The following is a 16,855-nucleotide window of genomic DNA, read 5'->3' on the forward strand; positions in this document are numbered from 1 at the left end:
AGAAAAATAATCTAAGACTTCACTTGGAATGATGAATTAAAAGGCAATAAGCTTTTGTCTTGGTAACTGCTTGGCTAAAATCCACATCTTATTACTTAATTACCTAAAGCCTTGCATTAATGCAAACGCATTTGAATACAGGTTTCTATAAACAATAATTTTCATCATCAAATAACCATATTAACTGCATGAAAACTAATCCTATCAGGTTTATAACAGGATTTGTCTGCCTGTTTGCGCTGTATCACGCTGCGGAATACATGGTTCTTTTTAAAAATAACGCGGGCGGCTTCCTTGCTTTTCAGGCGCTGTTTTTTATAGCAGCCTGGTTCATTGCAAAATGGCAATTTAAAGAAGGACTGGCGGCCTGGGGATTAAGTATAAAAAAGCATTTTATTCCCCAACTGCTGCTTGGAATGATGATGGGTATTATCTTGTATGGGTTAACCTATTTTATCAATCTTATTACGGGTGTTGAAGTAAAGGTTGGTGTACCGCAATTTTCATACATGATTGGCCCGTTGCTGTTATTTCTATTCGGTAATCTCTTTTCCTCTTTCGCCGAAGATGTATTGACGAGAGGCTATCTGTACAAACATTTGAACGGTAAGATTAGCGTAGCCGCACTTATTTTTATTTCTGCTGCCGTTTATCTTTTCAACCATATCTACCGGTTGAACGATGGCATTGTTACTTACCTGTATCTTTTTCTGCTGGGCGTTTTATTTATCATTCCGCTTATACTTACCAGGCGCCTGTGGTTTACGGGTGGCATGCACTGGGCTGGCAATGTATTTTTTTATTTTACGCATAATCTTATTCAGACAATCCCGGGAGAGGTTGCATTTTCTGCCAATTATACTTTGTGCATTTGTATTTTGCTAATGATTCCTGCCAGCTACTTTATGCTCAAAAGTAATAACATGATTGCTGCAGATAAGAGTAAAAATGCAAAGTTGAGGATGGTATAAGCTACGTTTAAAGACAATGAAGACAAAGCGGGTATCTATAAAAATGTTTTTATTTAAAACAAGCAGGCATACTATACAAACACCAAAAAGCTATATATTGCCACTCCAATGCTGCAATGCCTTTTTTATTAAAAACAACTAACGGTTTACACTTCTAAAAATCATTTAATTATGAACACTTCGCGCAGAACATTTTTAAAGCAAAGTTCATTTGCTTTAGCAGGCGTATCGTTACTTTCCAACCGGCTTTTTGCTGCTGCTGCCGCCAGCAATGAAATAACCGGCATTCAGTTGTATTCGGTACGGGATGATATGAAAAAAGATCCGTCCGGCACCCTGAAGCAGTTAGCCGATATGGGCTATAAGTATGTAGAACATGCCAACTATGTGAATGGAAAATTTTATGGCTACGCACCTGTTGATTTTAAAAAATTGCTGGACGACTTAGGTTTAAAAATGTACAGCGGGCATACGGTAATGAACAAGCAGGATTGGGACGAAGCTAAAAACGACTTTACCGATAAATGGAAACAAACCGTAGCCGATGCTGCAATTGTAGGGCAGCAGTATGTGATAAGCCCGTGGCTTGACGAAAGTATGCGCAACAATATGAGTGATTTTAAACGCTATATGGATGTGTTTAATAAATGTGGTGAACTGTGCAAAAAATCGGGGATGAAGTTTGGCTATCACAACCACAATTTTGAGTTTAGCACCAAACTGGATGGCGTACGGTTGTACGATTTAATTCTTAAAAACACCGATCCTGATCTGGTTGCACAGCAGTTGGACATGGGCAATATGTACGAAGCCGGCGGCATTGCAATGGATGTAGTAAAACAATACCCCGGACGTTTTGAACTGATGCACGTAAAAGATGAAATAAAAAGCAAAAACCCTGGCGAAATGGGCGGCGGCTACGAAAGTACCGTATTGGGTAAAGGTGTTATTCCGGTGAAAGAAGTGATAGACTACGGCCGGAATAAGGGTGGCACCACACAATTTATCATAGAGCAGGAATCTTATCAGGATAAAACACCGTTGGAATGTGCCAAAGAAGATTTACGGATAATGAAAGGCTGGGGATATTGAGCCTTGCACAATATATCACGCAAAACAGGGGCATTTATAGCCCCTGTTTTTGTTTAACGCAACCTTACAACACATTATGTTTTTTGATGAATAATATACAAAAAATGGTATGCCCGCCAATATTCCCAAATCCCTGATATTGTGCTTGTACAAACTAAACAGGTAATGTAGATTTGTTTTTACAACCTTCCTGCAATGAATGCCAAACCGTTATTGCTTCTTTGTATCAGTCTTGCCTGTTTCATATTCAGCAGTTGCCAGCAACCTACGCAGGCAGTGGCAGTCAATGCTGCAAATGATGTAGCTTTCAGAGAAGATTTTTCAGGCGCCTCCAAGCCCACTTATACCTCCGCAATTATAAATTTTAAAACAGGCGATTGGTACTTGGCTGATGCCTTGATTGGTACCAGTAAATCGGATGTTACAGAAAGTGGCGCTGCCGTACGCATACGCAATAGCGGCAAACTGGGGATGGGATTTGACGTAAACGGCGCACAAAGGGTGTATGTTGGCTATGCTGTTTATGCAAATGACCAACCTTCAACCTGGCAGTTATGGATGTCCACAAATGGGGGTGATACTTACAGACAGGTTGGTTCAACCATTACGGCCGGTAACCGTACGGTACAAAAGATTGCCTTTGATGTTGATCAAACCGGCAATGTGCGCTTTGAAATAAGAAAAGCAAGCGGCGGCAAAAACAGGCTGTTAATCACTTCTCTTGCTATTGCTGCCAGCGGTGTTGTAAACACCCCGCCAAAATCTTCCGGCAATAACGAACAACTAACTGCCACTGCAGGAGATAACAGTAATACGTTACTTGGCAATCCTACCAATGCCTTGCACAACCTTAGCAGCGGCGACAATTATTTAATTGATCACGGTTATTATATAGAAAGTTATAACAAAACGAAATGCACACCCAATTGGGTAAGCTGGCATATTGGCGCCAGCGATTTAGGCAACGTAAACCGTGTAGATAACTTCAGACCGGATGCAAGCCTGCCCAATGGCTGGTATGCTGTAGATGATGACGATTATAAAGGCTCCGGCTTTGATAAAGGACACAACTGTCCCTCGGGCGATCGCACTGCGACCACCCAGGCCAATGCTTCTACCTTTTTTATGGACAACATTATTCCGCAGGCTCCCAACAATAACCAGCGTACCTGGGAGCACCTGGAAAGCTATTGCAGAGACCAGATAAAAAAAGGTAATGAGGTGTATGTAATTATGGGTAATTACGGCAGCGGCGGTACAGGTAGCAAAGGCTATACAAAATCTATTAATCAGGGTAAAATCAATGTGCCCGCTCGTATATGGAAAGTAGTTGTTATTATTCCGAACGGAAACAATGATTTAAGCCGCATTGACAATAATACACGCGTAATAGCTGTAGATACGCCCAACGACAACAGCATTGCACCCGATTGGATGCAATATATAACTACAGTAGCCGCCATAGAAAAAGCGACTGGTGTTGATCTGCTCTCTGCATTGCCCGATAACATAGAAAACGTACTTGCCAAAAAGAAGTTTTCAGGTGGTAATTAGGAAAAATTATACCATTTCAACTTGCAGCATCATTTATACCAGGTTGAAAGCCAGAGGTTTTCTGCTTGTAGCCTGTCGCTTGCAGCTTATAAAGCATAGCTTATTTGAATTGCTGATATTATACCCCAAATTGCATCAGATGATGGTCGGTGTGTTTCCACTCGGCAATACCCCATTGTGTAGTGGTTAAATTGCCAAAAGCCGGGTGTGTCAATGTTATTGCTTCTTTGCAGCTGGCAAATTGTTGCATTGTTTCAATGAACATTCCTTTCTGGGCTTGAAACTGGTCTGCTCCAAGTTTCCCTCCGGTGTCGTTGGCAGATTCTGTTTTTAAATTTTTAGGAAAATTAGGATCAATGTACAAAGCTATTATTCTCATCAATTGTTGTTTAAAAAGTGCTTTGCTTATAAGGAATGTTTCCGTCCAGCACCTGGTTATTGCAGAGGTTACAATGCAACAGCATTTCTGTTGCATTCATAATGTTCCATTTAGGTTTGGCATTCGCTTGTAAAGCATTTACGCGAATTATCATTTGCTCAGCAGCAGCCTTGTTTAGTAAATTCTTTTTCATGTATGTATGATAAAATTGTTTGTGTAACTGGTTATTTTCTGTTTTGGTTAATTCATTCCTTTTACTGCGGCAAAGCCATATCCTCTATTATCCATCCTTCATTAACAATTATAAAGAAATAAGGTACTATTTAAGATTTTAGAAGAATAGGACTGCGCAGGCTCAAAGAGAAATGCGTTGTCAGGCATTCTTTCATATTATGCAAATTTTTACCCTCTTTATGTTCCTGTCCGCCAACAGTCGGGTTTGCGGTTCAACATAATTTTTGGTGTAATTTTTACAGTATAAGCCAATCATGAGTTTAGGATATGCTTGTATAAATATTAGCTTGAGCGAAGAAGGTATTACCACTAATCGTACAATGATCAGGCGTACTTTTTTAGAGAAAGGTATTCAGTATGCATCCCAACTGGCATTACAGAATGTGAAGGGATTGCTCGAAATACTAAAATGGAATGTGGCAAATAACATTAAAGTATTCCGCATTACATCAGAATTATTCCCCTGGGCATCGGAATATACATTAGAATCGCTGCCGGATTTTAAGGAAATTCGCTTGGTGCTGGAAGAAGCAGGTAAACAGCCTGTTCGTGTGAGCACACATCCTGGACCCTTTAATAAGCTGGCAGGCAGTGGTACTACCTTAACCAACACCATTAAAGATTTAGAAATACACGGCCGGTTATTTGATTTGATGGGCTTGCCCGCTTCCCACAGGCACAAGATTAATATTCATGTTGGTGGTGCTTACGGCGATAAAGTGGCAACAATTGAGCGCTTTGCGCAAAACTTCAAATTGCTTTCGGCAAGTGTACAAAAAAGGCTAAGCGTGGAGAACGACGACAAAACAGGCTTATATACGGTCGCCGACCTGGTACCCCTGCACCAAATGATTGGCATACCAATAGTATTTGATTATTTTCATCATAAACTGCACCCCGGTACACAAAGCGAAGAGGAAGCCTTTTTAGCAGCATATAACACATGGGATGTAAAGCCGGTATTTCATTACTCCAGTTCGCGCAAAGAAAAGGAAGACCCAACGAGTAAGAAAGAAGCGCATTCCGATTGGGTGCACGAGCGTATAAATACCTACGGGAAAGACGTGGATATTGTGCTTGAAACAAAAATGAAGGAGCTTTCTTTAATAAAGTACAGAGCAGAATTTGGCGATAGCGAAGTATAGTTGCCCGCACCTTTTTATCGAACTGTTTAAAGATAAGCGGCCAAGCCAAAGCAGTTTATGTAGTGTACTAAACTGCTATTCACACTAAACGTCTCCATCGTTCTATTGTTTAACCGTGGAGGCGCTAAGACGTGAATTAAAAATATGCATTACTTTCCAGTAATTCTAATAACCTCCCCAAATTCCCTTCCGGCTTACCTTACTTTTATCCAATAAGAGAGCGGTGTTTGGCTCACCTTCAAAACCAGTGTATCGCCATTAATTTCAAAGCTGTTGGTACGTAGCAGGTTTCTTTCAAAAGCGGCTTCATCATAGCCGGGACAAGCCATTTTGGTACTTATAAAATCGTGATTGAAAGTAAGGCTGTTCTTATCTACTTCAAATGTGCCGGAGAAGTTGTTGCAGCCGGTATTGCCGGTTACCCGCTTGCTATCCATTATAAAGTTTAAAACAGGAATTCTACCTGCAGCAGTGTCTGACGGCATAACAGGAATTAGTTGCCATTTACCACTGGGTGTATTGCCGGGTTGTTGATCAAAAGCCGTTGGTGTTGCTTCAACCTGTGTGTCTGCGGCAAGGAGTTGCTGATTATTTGCAGACCGTTTACAACCTAATGTGGCGAGGAGTAAAATACAAATAACTATTTTCATATCCTATCCTTTTTTAGTATGCCCAACAAAAACTGCACCTGCAAAAAATTACCCCTTATTTATAAACATTTATATAAGTGAATGATATTTTGCTGCTTCCGTTTTTTAACATTATCCTTACCACATGAAAGCAATCTGTAGCACTTGCAGTGGTATTAAAATTGATGCCTGCTATTTTTAAAAATTATATTTTAAAAAGGAGGCTTTTATGAACAATCTTGCAAGAAGAAACCGGGATGTTAACCCATGGCGGGATTTTTTAAACTTAGATGATTTTTTTGGTGGTGCCATGTCAGGCAGAAATGCCCAGTTACCGGCTGTAAACATCTCCGAAAACGACAAAAGCTACCATGTAGAGGTTGTGGCGCCCGGTTTTAAAAAGGAAGACTTTAAAGTAAAGGTGGATGATGATATATTAACGATTAGTGCGGAAACAAAAACTGAAAATACGGAGGAAGGACAGAATAAGGAATATTCGCGGCACGAATACAGTTCCAGCTCTTTTACACGCAGTTTTCAACTGCCGGATAATGTAAAAGACGATAGCATTTCGGCAACTTATCAGGACGGTATTCTTAAGCTGGAAATGCCAAAGTCGGAACAGCAGCAAAAGGCAACCAAAGAAATAGCGGTTAGCTAATAAGCATTGCATAACGGTATATCGTTGTCAAACACATACAATAAAGGCGCACCGCAGGTGCGCCTTTATTGTATGTGTTTACATCGTTTCCTCAAATAAATTTTCATATACCGCATTTGCCTTTAATAAGCGATAATGATTAAATAAGGAATGGGAGAGTGTAAAGGTGCGGTAAGGCAGTTGATGTTTTTTTGCAAAAGCTTCGATCACTGTAGTTACTTCGGGGTAATACACATGATTGATATGCGGAAAAAGATGATGCGCAATGTGATAATTGAAAGAACCCATAAAGAAGCGGATAAACCAGCTATCGCTGATCACATCATTGGTCGTAGCCAACTGGTGCCTGAACCAAGTGTCTGGCAGCATACCTTTTTCATCCGGTAAAGGAAACTCACTCTCCGGCGTAGCATGTGGCGAGAGCAGAACCACTAATGAGATAATACTTGCGGTAAACATCATAATTAAAAAAGCAATAAATATTTGCGCCCAGCTAATGCCCAGTACTACTTTGGGAATTACAATTGTATAAAGTAAAAAGAAAATTTTAAATAGAAACAACTTTACGTATTCTATTGCAGGTATATGCTGGTTTACTTTCCATACCAGCCGGCTCTTAATAAAAAAATCTTTATAGTCACGCACCAGCAACCAGTTGAAAAGATACAACGGATACAGCAGAGGCAAATAAAAATGCTGATACCGATGCATGACAGAATAGGCTCCATGAGGAAATACACGCGCCATTGGGCTTTGTTCAAAATCGCTGTCCCAACCCATTACATTGGGATAATTGTGATGCAAACGTATATGGCGTATCTTCCACATGTAGCTGTTTGCGCCCATTATATCAAAGAAATAAACATACATGCGGTTGAGCCACGGTTGCTTAAAAAGGGTATGGTGTACAGCATCGTGTATAAGGTTTAGAAAGTTAAGCAGCAGAAAACAACCGAGCAAAAAATAACAGATGTACAAAACACCAATATTACTGCCCCACAGCAGCGCACCTGCATACGCAGCTACATACAATAACGGAAACAAGATTGTTTTAGCTTTTATTGTCCACCAACGCTTGGCCTCCAAAGCTGCTACCACTTCCATCACTTGCTGGCGTAAGGATATAAATAAATCCTGCTCTGCTTTTACTTTCATAAAAACCGGCTTGGCCAGAGTTCTCATAAGTTACTCGTTTTTAAATGTCTATCCGATAAATAAAAGATTAGTTGTGAATGTCTTGCAAAATTAGCATCACGTGTTATTTCAGGCAATATTTTTCAAAAAAATGAGATTTGCATGATGCAACAGGCTTACGGAAATTTTTCATAAACGGTTATTTTTATCCGCAAGCATAATGCCTAAAATGTATTTCCCTAGTACCGTTCGTACATTTTCATGTATGTACACCTTTCTTGTATATTTATGCACATGCGCTGTTTATTTCCACAATACGGATGATGTAACTTTCCAAAGCATGTGCATCTTTATGCAATAGCTTATTATGTATAATTATAAAACATTTGTTTGCAAATAAACTATGCTGTAAACTTCATTACTTATAGCATTTTAGTGATGAACAAAAAAGTATATGCAAACAAGGCAGTGATAACTGTATTCATGTCATTATCTGTTGTTAGTTTTGCGCTTCAAAACTGAAACTATGGCACTGCATACCATTCTTGGCGCGAACGGCACTATTGCTACCGAACTGTTACCCATTCTGCACCAAAACAAAGAACATATAAGACTGGTTTCGCGCCGCCCGCAACCGGTTTCTTATGCGCAAAACATTGCTGCCGATATGCTTAACTATGATGAAGTGATATCAGTGGTGCGAGGTTCTGATATAGTGTATTTGCTGGTAGGTTTGGAGTATAATTATAAAGTGTGGCAAAGAGATTGGCCGGTAATCATGCGCAATGTGATAAACGCCTGTAAAGCAGCCAATGCAAAGCTTATCTTTTTTGATAACGTATATCCGTATGGTATTGTAAATGGTAAGATGAATGAAGCAACGCCATTCAACCCCATAAGTAAAAAAGGAAAAATACGCGCGGAAATAGATATGATGTTATTAAACGAAATGCAAAGCGGCGCTTTGAATGCCATTATTGCAAGAGCAGCCGATTTTTATGGTCCGCGTTGCACCGATAAAAGTGTGCCCAATACTTTGGTGTTTAGCCGGCTGAAGAAAAAGCAAACGCCTCAATGGCTTGCCAATGCGGCTGTGCCACGCTCGCTCACCTACACGCCCGATGCTGCTAAAGCCATTTATATACTTTCGCAACATCCCGAAGCATTTGATCAAACATGGATGTTGCCTACTGCTGCACCACCGCTTACGGGTAAACAATTTATACAGCTTGCTGCCCGGTACATGCATGGCACCAATAAAGTGCAGGTCATACCAAAATGGGTGGTAGGTTTTATTGGATTATTCAATCCGGTAATGAAAGAAATACACGAAATGATGTACCAGGATGAATACGGTTACTGGCTGGATTCATCAAAGTTTGAGCAGACTTTTCATGTGAAACCAACGCCTTACGAAGAAGGTATAAAAGCTACCGCCGAATGGTTTTTGCAAGGCTGATGGATAAAACTCAATAAGAATTGATTAAGATTCTTACGCATTGATGTTCGTCAATCTAACGGGTTGTTCACTTCTAAAGGAATGCGGGAGAAGTATTTGCTTATTTTTTGTGAGGTTTTGTTTTATAACCAAAAGCTGCTTTTGCCATTCTGACGAAGTGAGCACTTGTGCATTGCCTTAAATCAGCATCTGTTTTAAAGAGTGATTATGTATAATCTTTAGATGCTTCATATCTCAGCATAACGAAGCCCGAGGACGGTCGTTTATAGTAAATACGATAAAGAAATGAGCCAGATGAATTTCGTAAATCTTTGATACAGCTATCGGCCTGGTGTTGGCTGATAAATATATAACCATTTACTGCATAAATATTTTCCTATGTGGCAACCGGGTGATTAATGTTGCGTACTCATAAGTATAACCCTCTTTTATCACCTCCAAATTGCCATTTATGAAAAAACTTCTAAACAAATCACTCTTTGCTTTTATTACGCTTCCGCTCTTAGCACTTGTTATTTCTACGGGTTGTAACCGCCTCGATAATGTACCTACGCACAATTATGCGCAAACCAATCTGGTGAGCGATGAAGATAATGAAGAATACGAAGCATCGCGTATAGATGAAACCCTGGTGAATCCGTGGGGTATAGCGGTAAACCCGAATGGACCTATCTGGATTGCTTCTGAGGGCAGCGGTATGAGTCAGGTGTATGATAATATGGGCGGTCAGATTATTCCGGCTGTTATGATACCCGGTCCTGACCCTCACACGCCCGGACATCCAACAGGTATTGTGTTCAATGGAACTACCGATTTTGTAATTCCGGGCACCGGCTTACCTGCCAAATTCATTTATGTAGGCGTTGATGGTATTGTATCGGCATGGAACGGCGGCAGTGCAGCCATTATAATTGCCAATAACGCAGGCACGGCGGTGTACACTGGTATTACTTTGGGCAATGTAGGCAGCAACAATTACATCTATGCCGCCAACTTTGCAGCCGGCAAAATTGATGTTTGGGACAAAGATTTTCATTGGGTAAATATGTCATTCACCGATCCTAATTTGCCCGCAGGCTATGCCCCTTATAACATCCGTCTTATCAATCGCCTGTTGTATGTAACCTATGCAATGGTAGATCCTGTAACACATCACGAGCAAAAAGGAGTAGGTTTAGGCATTGTCAATGTGTTTACACCCAATGGGACCTTTGTAAGGCGTTTTGCTACTGGCGGTACGCTCAATGCACCTTGGGGACTTGCTGCTTCTACACCTGGCTTCGACGGACGTGGTGATGCGATATTGATAGGCAATTTTGGCGATGGAAAAATTAATGTTTTTGACGCATTGGGCAGGTATAAAGGACAAATAATGAGCAAAGGGATGCCGCTTGAAATTGAGGGCTTATGGGCATTGGAAACCAACGTGCCTGGCACTGACCCCGGTCTGCTATATTTTACTGCCGGTATAGATGATGAAGCGCATGGATTGTTTGGGTATATTATGCATAAATAGGGTAGTGCAGTTTTGAGCAAAGGAGCCGACTTGTTATTAGGTCGGCTTTTGTTTTTAGTACACATAAAAGCAGGAGCTTTTGTAAAATAATATATTTATTTCAATTTTATAGAGCCAATATGTTATTTCAATTGTTTATTATAAAAGCTATCCGCAAATACAGTACAGCAGGAAAGGCTTTTTCATAGAAAGAAAGTTATAGAACGGTAGAAATGGTAAATTTTCGAATTTAGGATGATGGAATAATGCGTGTAAGCCAGAAAGATTACCCTAAAACTCATCTTTTTTACTTTTCTTTTTAAAAAAGTACAAAAAAAGCTTGTGTATTAATATTCATCCTGTTACCTTTGCGCTCCCAATTTGAAATTTGGGTTAAGGATATGTCGCAACGAATACGCATAAAATTACAGTCTTACGATCACAACCTGGTAGATAAATCTGCTGAGAAAATCGTAAAAACAGTTCGTGGTACCGGTGCCGTGGTTACGGGTCCAATACCTTTGCCAACGCATACAAAAATATTTACTGTGCTGCGTTCGCCGCACGTAAATAAAAAGAGCCGTGAACAGTTCCAGTTAGCAACGCACAAGCGCTTGCTGGATATTTATACTTCTTCTTCCCGTACAGTAGATGCTTTATCAAAGCTCGACCTGCCTTCTGGTGTAGAAGTAGAAATCAAAGCGTAAGCCTCCGGACCCCTAAAGGGGGAGGAAAGGCAGACAACAAAAGTTCTTAACTTATCGTCATCTCTCAATCGTCCTAAAAATTATTAGGATTGAAAAAAGAGCTCTGAACAACAATAAAAAATCGAAGTTTCCAGACTCCCTTTAGGGCTGGGGCTTCACCAGACATATAAACAGGCCCTTCGAGGTTTGTTTACCTCCGGTACTTCTCCTCCCGATTACGTCGGGAAACAACAGAAAAGGTCGGTAGGAAAACAAGGATTGAATCACGCTTCATCGGTGTGATGTCCTCCATACCTCCGCGGGGCACAAACCGCAAAACACGATGAAAGGTATTATTGGTAAAAAAGTGGGGATGACCAGCATCTTTGGGGCAGACGGAAAGCAAACCGCTGTTACTATTATCGAAGCTGGACCTTGTGTAGTAACACAGGTAAAAACCCAGGAAACGGACGGCTATAATGCAATCCAAGTCGGCTTCGGCGACAAAAAAGAAAAACACGCTACTTCAGCCGAAATCAATCACTTCGCAAAGGCTAATACCTCAGCCAAAAAATTCGTAAAAGAATTCCGCGACTCTTCTCTCAACAAAAATATTGGTGACACCGTTACTGTAGACATCTTCGCCGAAGGCGACAAGGTGGAAGTTGTAGGCACTACAAAAGGTAAAGGTTTCCAGGGCGTTGTTAAACGTCATGGCTTCCACGGTGTAGGTGAGCAATCTCATGGTCAGCACGACCGTCAGCGCGCTCCCGGTTCTATCGGTAATTCTTCCGACGCTTCCCGCGTATTTAAAGGTATGCGTATGGCAGGCCGCATGGGCAGCGACCGTGTGAAAATGAAGGGCTTGAAAGTGGTAAAAATATTTCCTGAAAAGAATTATATACTGGTAAGCGGTTCGGTTCCCGGCCACAACGGTTCTATCGTTTTAATCCAGAAATAATCACTAATTAAAGAATTAAAATGCAGGTAGAAGTTTTAAATATACAAGGCCAGCCAACCGGCAGAATGGTAGAATTACCGAACGAAATATTTGGTGCAGAGCCAAATGATCACGTGCTGTATCTGGCTGTAAAGCAGTACCAGGCTGCACAGCGCCAGGGTACACACAAAGTAAAAACCCGTGCCGAAGTGCATGGTGCCAGCCGCAAATTGCACAAGCAAAAAGGTACCGGCGGTTCCCGTAAAGGTAACATCCGCAACCCTTTATACAAAGGTGGTGGTACTATCTTCGGACCTAAGCCACACGGCTATGGTTTTAAACTGAACAAAAAGGTAAAAGACCTCGCTAAAGTAAGCGCGCTTTCTTATAAGGCTAAAGACAATGCGATTGTAGTGTTGGAAGACCTGAACATGGAAGCTCCAAAAACAAAGCAGTTCAGCGATATGCTGAAAGCTTTGAACGTAGCTGGTAAAAAAGCATTGTTTGTATTACCCGACTATAATGATAACGTGTATCTCAGCCTCCGCAATATGCCAAAAGTAGAAAGCACGTTGCTGGCAGACCTGAACACTTACGAAGTAGTAAACGCCGATGTACTGGTGCTGACTGAAAATACTGCAAAGATTTTCAGCGAGGAAGAGCTGCCAGCAGAAACAGAAGCATAATTAAAGAACGTTTCAACTTTTATCAATAATGAAACTCAGTGATGTATTAATAAAGCCGGTACTGACCGAAAAAGTAAACAACCAGCAGGAAAAGCTGAGAAGATATGCTTTTAAGGTAGATAAAAAGGCAAACAAGCTGGAAATAAAGAAAGCTGTAGAAGACATGTACGGCGTAAGCGTAGAAGACGTGAATACAGTTATCGTTCCCGGCAAAAACAAAACACGCTTTACAAAAGCCGGTTACATAAAAGGTGTAAAGCCTGGTTATAAGAAAGCTTACGTAACCGTTGCTGAAGGCGAAACAATAGATTTATACTCTAATATTTAATGTCCCTAACCCCTAAAGGGGGAATAAAGGCATCTAAATAGAACTTATTTCTAAATATGGTAACAGACGCCGAGAAAGTCTGATTATAAAAGCAGTTAAAAAAATTCCCCTTCAGGGGATGGGGGCTTAACAAATGGCATTAAAGAAATACAAACCAATGACAGCCGGCACACGCTGGAGAATTGGAAATGCTTATGCTGAAATCACTACCAATGAGCCTGAAAAGAGTTTGCTGGAACCGCAGCATAGCACTGGTGGTCGTAATGCGCAAGGTCGTCGCTCTATGCGTTATATGGGTGGTGGAAATAAGCATCATTACCGTATTATAGATTTCAAGCGTGATAAAAGAGGTATTGACGCGAAGGTCGTATCCATTGAATATGATCCAAACCGTACTGCATTTATAGCATTGCTGCAATACACTGATGGAGAAAAAAGATACATTATTGCTCCGCAAGGTATTCAGGTGGGCGCAACCGTAATAGCCGGCGATGCTGTAGCTCCTGAGTTGGGTAATGCATTGCAAATGAAAAACATGCCTCTGGGTACTGTAATTCACAATATTGAATTGCAGCCAGGGCAGGGCGCTAAAATGGCTCGTAGCGCAGGCTCTTCTGCCCAGTTGACCAACAAAGAAGAAAAATACGCGGTATTGAAAATGCCAAGTGGTGAATTGCGCAAAGTGCTTATTAACTGCTATGCAACGGTAGGTGTGGTTTCTAACAGCGACCATAACCTGGAGCAGGCTGGTAAAGCAGGTGTAAACCGCTGGAAAGGTATCCGTCCACGTAACCGTGGTGTTGCGATGAACCCCGTAGATCACCCGATGGGTGGTGGTGAAGGTAAAGCTTCCGGCGGTCACCCACGCAGCCGTACCGGTAAATATGCAAAAGGTTTAAAGACTCGCAAGCATAAAGGCAGCGATCAATTGATCATTCAGCGCAGAAATGGTAAAAAACTTACCTTAAAATAGTATTTACCATCTAATTTCTAAATTTCAAATTAACTCATTACTATGGGTCGTTCGATAAAAAAAGGTCCTTATGTAGATGTAAACCTCGAAACAAAGGTGCTCAACATCAACGAAGGAAAAAATAAGAAAAGCGTTATTAAAACATGGAGCCGCCGCTCTACCATCACGCCGGATTTCGTAGGTCACACTTTTGCTGTGCACAATGGCAACAAGTTTATCCCGGTGTATGTTACCGAGTTCATGGTAGGTCATAAATTAGGTGAGTTTGCCCCTACACGCAACTTCAGAGGACACGCTGGTTCTAAAAAATAAATTGTTTAACGTTTAAGGTTTAAAGTTGAAAAGTAACATTAAACATTAAACATCAAACTTGAAACAAATAAAATGGAAGCTGTTGCTAAATTAAATAATTATCCTACGGGTCCCCGGAAGATGCGTTTGCTCGCCGATTTGATTCGTGGTATGCAGGTAGAAAAAGCATTAGCGATACTGGAACATCATCCGCAACACAATGCTGTTCCGCTGGCTAAATTGCTTAAAAGTGCTATTAACAACTGGGAACAAAAGAACGAAGGCGGCAATGCTGCTGATGCAAACCTGGTAGTAAAAACCATTTTTGTTGATGGTGGACGTGTTTTGAAGCGGATGCGCCCGGCACCACAAGGTCGCGGGTATCGCGTTCGCAAGCGCAGCAATCATGTAACAATCATCGTTGATGCCCCAACCCCTAAAGGGGAGTAAGAAAGGGCAATCCGAACTGAAAAGATTGAACAACTTAAATTGACAAAATAAAAATCGCAGCTTCCAAACTCCCCTTTAGGAGATGGGGCTCTAAATAAGACAACATGGGTCAAAAAGCAAATCCTATTGGTAACCGGTTAGGCATCATCAGAGGATGGGAAAGCAACTGGTACGGCGGTAAAAACGACTATGCCGGCAAACTCATTGAAGATAACAAGATCCGGACTTACCTCAATGCCCGTATCAACAAAGGCGGTATCTCCCGTATAGTGATTGAACGCACTTTGGGCAAGCTGATTGTTACCATTCATACTTCTAAGCCGGGTATCATCATTGGTAAAGGCGGTGGAGAAGTTGACCGTATTAAAGAAGAACTGAAAAAACTCACCGGAAAAGACGATGTTCAGATTAACATTCTGGAGATCCGTCGTCCGGAACTGGATGCCAACATCGTTGCCGATACAATTGCACGCCAGATTGAAAACCGCATCAACTTTAAACGTGCTACCAAAATGGCAGTAGCTTCTACGCTCCGCATGGGTGCAGAAGGTATTAAAGTAAAACTGAGCGGTCGCCTGGGTGGTGCTGAAATTGCCCGCAGCGAAGAATTCAAGCAGGGACGTGTGCCTTTGCATACTTTACGCATGGATATAGATTATGCCAACGTGTACGCTCAAACCGTGTATGGTAAAATAGGCATTAAAGTATGGATTTGTAAGGGTGAAGTTTTAGGTAAGCGCGACCTCAATCCAAACTTCATCGGCGGTAAAGATGTAAGTGGCGATAGAAGAGATGACAGGAGAGATGGTGGCGATCATCGCGATCACCGTGGAGACAGAAGAGATGACCGTCGTGGCGGTGGAGATAGAAGAGACGACCGCAGAGGTGGTGGTGGAAATGACCGCAGAGGTGGCGGTGGTGGTCCAAGAAGATAAATTAGTTTCCGGTTATCTGTTTCAGGATGCCGGTGAATATAAAATTAATAACCGGAATCGGGCAACCGGCAACCGGTAACTAAAACAGTTTTGAAATGTTACAGCCGAAAAGAAGTAAACATAGAAAAGCACAAAAAGGTCGCATCCGCAATGTGGCTAAAAGAGGCACCAGCATTGCTTTTGGTTCATATGCACTGAAGTCTGAGGAGCCAATCTGGTTGAACAACCGCCAGATTGAAGCAGCCCGCCAGGCGATGACCCGTGCCATGAAGCGTGAAGGTAATGTATGGATTCGAATATTCCCTGATAAGCCCATCACCCGCAAGCCATTGGAAGTGCGTATGGGTAAAGGTAAAGGTAACCCTGAGTTTTGGGCCGCTGTAGTAGAACCAGGTCGTATCATTTTTGAATGTGATGGCGTACCTGAGCAAGTAGCAAAAGACGCTATGGAACTGGCAGCACAAAAGTTACCGATTAAAACAAGATTTGTTGTAAGAAGAGATCTTCAGGCATAATACCTGGTTTAATTACCAATTATTAAAAGAATAATACAATGGCTAATAAAAAATACGAATTCAACAAAAGCCTGAAAGATTTTAACGAGGCAGATTTGCAGGCTCGTGTAAACGAAGATACTGTTCGCCTTAAAAAACTGGAATTTGCTCATGCAATTTCTCCATTGGAAAACCCAATGAGCATCCGCAATCTTCGCAAGGATATTGCAAGGGTAAAAACGGAGTTGAAGAAAAGAAAATTACAAAGCGCTTCAAACGCTTAATTATAAGAAGCCGGTAATCCGGTACAAAAGTTAAT

At 41.4% G+C, this 16,855-nt stretch carries 21 protein-coding genes; 17 read left to right on the forward strand and 4 right to left on the reverse strand.

The genetic code is table 11. The annotated features are described in order from the left end of the window. Positions 1 to 188: 188 nt before the first annotated feature. From FC093_RS08485 to FC093_RS08495, 3 genes are all read left to right on the forward strand, one after another. Positions 189 to 971, forward strand: coding sequence for a CPBP family intramembrane glutamic endopeptidase (locus FC093_RS08485; RefSeq protein ID WP_137261337.1), 783 nt, complete (start codon positions 189 to 191; stop codon positions 969 to 971). 171 nt (positions 972 to 1,142) lie between these two features. Then, positions 1,143 to 2,063 carry a sugar phosphate isomerase/epimerase family protein gene (locus tag FC093_RS08490; RefSeq protein ID WP_137261338.1) on the forward strand — a complete coding sequence of 307 codons (921 nt, stop codon included), beginning with the start codon at positions 1,143 to 1,145 and terminating at the stop codon, positions 2,061 to 2,063. A 195-nt stretch (positions 2,064 to 2,258) separates the two neighbouring features. Further along, the gene (locus FC093_RS08495; protein ID WP_137261339.1) at positions 2,259 to 3,617 is read left to right on the forward strand and encodes a DNA/RNA non-specific endonuclease; all 1,359 of its coding nucleotides are present in this window, start codon (positions 2,259 to 2,261) and stop codon (positions 3,615 to 3,617) included. A 118-nt stretch (positions 3,618 to 3,735) separates the two neighbouring features. On the opposite strand, the gene FC093_RS08500 is transcribed toward FC093_RS08495, so the two are convergent. Both FC093_RS08500 and FC093_RS23720 read right to left on the reverse strand, forming a co-directional pair. Beyond that, on the reverse strand, positions 3,736 to 3,996 hold the full coding sequence (locus FC093_RS08500) for a DUF1569 domain-containing protein (protein ID WP_170971029.1): 261 nt from the start codon (positions 3,994 to 3,996) through the stop codon (positions 3,736 to 3,738). A gap of 10 nt (positions 3,997 to 4,006) precedes the next feature. Then, on the reverse strand, positions 4,007 to 4,189 hold the full coding sequence (locus FC093_RS23720) for a hypothetical protein (protein WP_170971030.1): 183 nt from the start codon (positions 4,187 to 4,189) through the stop codon (positions 4,007 to 4,009). Positions 4,190 to 4,484: 295 nt separating this feature from the next. Between FC093_RS23720 and uvsE the strand changes: the two genes are divergently transcribed. Further along, positions 4,485 to 5,375: a UV DNA damage repair endonuclease UvsE gene (gene uvsE / locus FC093_RS08505; protein ID WP_137261341.1), complete on the forward strand. Its 891-nt coding sequence runs from the start codon at positions 4,485 to 4,487 to the stop codon at positions 5,373 to 5,375. Positions 5,376 to 5,569: 194 nt separating this feature from the next. Here uvsE and FC093_RS08510 read toward each other — a convergent pair whose 3' ends face one another. Beyond that, on the reverse strand, positions 5,570 to 6,025 hold the full coding sequence (locus tag FC093_RS08510; protein WP_137261342.1) for an META domain-containing protein: 456 nt from the start codon (positions 6,023 to 6,025) through the stop codon (positions 5,570 to 5,572). Between the two features lie 208 nt (positions 6,026 to 6,233). Here FC093_RS08510 and FC093_RS08515 point away from each other — a divergent pair, with 208 nt between their 5' ends. After that, the gene (locus FC093_RS08515) at positions 6,234 to 6,665 is read left to right on the forward strand and encodes an Hsp20/alpha crystallin family protein (RefSeq protein ID WP_137261343.1); all 432 of its coding nucleotides are present in this window, start codon (positions 6,234 to 6,236) and stop codon (positions 6,663 to 6,665) included. A gap of 78 nt (positions 6,666 to 6,743) precedes the next feature. On the opposite strand, the gene FC093_RS08520 is transcribed toward FC093_RS08515, so the two are convergent. Further along, positions 6,744 to 7,847: a fatty acid desaturase family protein gene (locus FC093_RS08520; RefSeq protein WP_137261344.1), complete on the reverse strand. Its 1,104-nt coding sequence runs from the start codon at positions 7,845 to 7,847 to the stop codon at positions 6,744 to 6,746. Positions 7,848 to 8,325: 478 nt separating this feature from the next. Here FC093_RS08520 and FC093_RS08525 point away from each other — a divergent pair, with 478 nt between their 5' ends. The 12 genes from FC093_RS08525 (at position 8,326) to rpmC (ending at position 16,820) form a co-directional block, all read left to right on the forward strand. Next, a complete protein-coding gene (locus FC093_RS08525) occupies positions 8,326 to 9,258 on the forward strand; it encodes an NAD-dependent epimerase/dehydratase family protein (protein WP_137261345.1) in 933 nt (310 codons plus the stop codon). Positions 9,259 to 9,709: 451 nt separating this feature from the next. Next, positions 9,710 to 10,774 (forward strand): TIGR03118 family protein, encoded by a 1,065-nt coding sequence (locus FC093_RS08530; RefSeq protein ID WP_137261346.1) that lies wholly within the window; start codon positions 9,710 to 9,712, stop codon positions 10,772 to 10,774. A gap of 380 nt (positions 10,775 to 11,154) precedes the next feature. Continuing rightward, positions 11,155 to 11,460: a 30S ribosomal protein S10 gene (gene rpsJ / locus FC093_RS08535; protein ID WP_137261347.1), complete on the forward strand. Its 306-nt coding sequence runs from the start codon at positions 11,155 to 11,157 to the stop codon at positions 11,458 to 11,460. 322 nt (positions 11,461 to 11,782) lie between these two features. Then, positions 11,783 to 12,400, forward strand: coding sequence for a 50S ribosomal protein L3 (gene rplC, locus FC093_RS08540; RefSeq protein ID WP_137261348.1), 618 nt, complete (start codon positions 11,783 to 11,785; stop codon positions 12,398 to 12,400). Positions 12,401 to 12,420: 20 nt separating this feature from the next. Next, on the forward strand, positions 12,421 to 13,065 hold the full coding sequence (rplD, locus tag FC093_RS08545) for a 50S ribosomal protein L4 (RefSeq protein WP_137261349.1): 645 nt from the start codon (positions 12,421 to 12,423) through the stop codon (positions 13,063 to 13,065). 28 nt (positions 13,066 to 13,093) lie between these two features. Next, positions 13,094 to 13,393, forward strand: coding sequence for a 50S ribosomal protein L23 (gene rplW / locus FC093_RS08550; RefSeq protein WP_137261350.1), 300 nt, complete (start codon positions 13,094 to 13,096; stop codon positions 13,391 to 13,393). Between the two features lie 133 nt (positions 13,394 to 13,526). Beyond that, positions 13,527 to 14,366: a 50S ribosomal protein L2 gene (gene rplB / locus FC093_RS08555; protein ID WP_137261351.1), complete on the forward strand. Its 840-nt coding sequence runs from the start codon at positions 13,527 to 13,529 to the stop codon at positions 14,364 to 14,366. 42 nt (positions 14,367 to 14,408) lie between these two features. Then, positions 14,409 to 14,678 (forward strand): 30S ribosomal protein S19, encoded by a 270-nt coding sequence (gene rpsS / locus FC093_RS08560; protein WP_137261352.1) that lies wholly within the window; start codon positions 14,409 to 14,411, stop codon positions 14,676 to 14,678. Positions 14,679 to 14,750: 72 nt separating this feature from the next. After that, positions 14,751 to 15,107, forward strand: coding sequence for a 50S ribosomal protein L22 (gene rplV, locus FC093_RS08565; RefSeq protein WP_137261353.1), 357 nt, complete (start codon positions 14,751 to 14,753; stop codon positions 15,105 to 15,107). A 104-nt stretch (positions 15,108 to 15,211) separates the two neighbouring features. After that, entirely contained in the window at positions 15,212 to 16,042 is an 831-nt protein-coding gene (gene rpsC, locus FC093_RS08570; protein ID WP_137261354.1) for a 30S ribosomal protein S3, read from the forward strand. 95 nt (positions 16,043 to 16,137) lie between these two features. After that, positions 16,138 to 16,557: a 50S ribosomal protein L16 gene (gene rplP / locus FC093_RS08575; RefSeq protein WP_137261355.1), complete on the forward strand. Its 420-nt coding sequence runs from the start codon at positions 16,138 to 16,140 to the stop codon at positions 16,555 to 16,557. A gap of 38 nt (positions 16,558 to 16,595) precedes the next feature. Continuing rightward, positions 16,596 to 16,820 (forward strand): 50S ribosomal protein L29, encoded by a 225-nt coding sequence (gene rpmC / locus FC093_RS08580; RefSeq protein WP_137261356.1) that lies wholly within the window; start codon positions 16,596 to 16,598, stop codon positions 16,818 to 16,820. Positions 16,821 to 16,855 lie beyond the last annotated feature (35 nt).

The organism is Ilyomonas limi (genome assembly GCF_005233845.1).
In the GTDB taxonomy this organism is placed as follows: domain Bacteria; phylum Bacteroidota; class Bacteroidia; order Chitinophagales; family Chitinophagaceae; genus Ilyomonas; species Ilyomonas limi.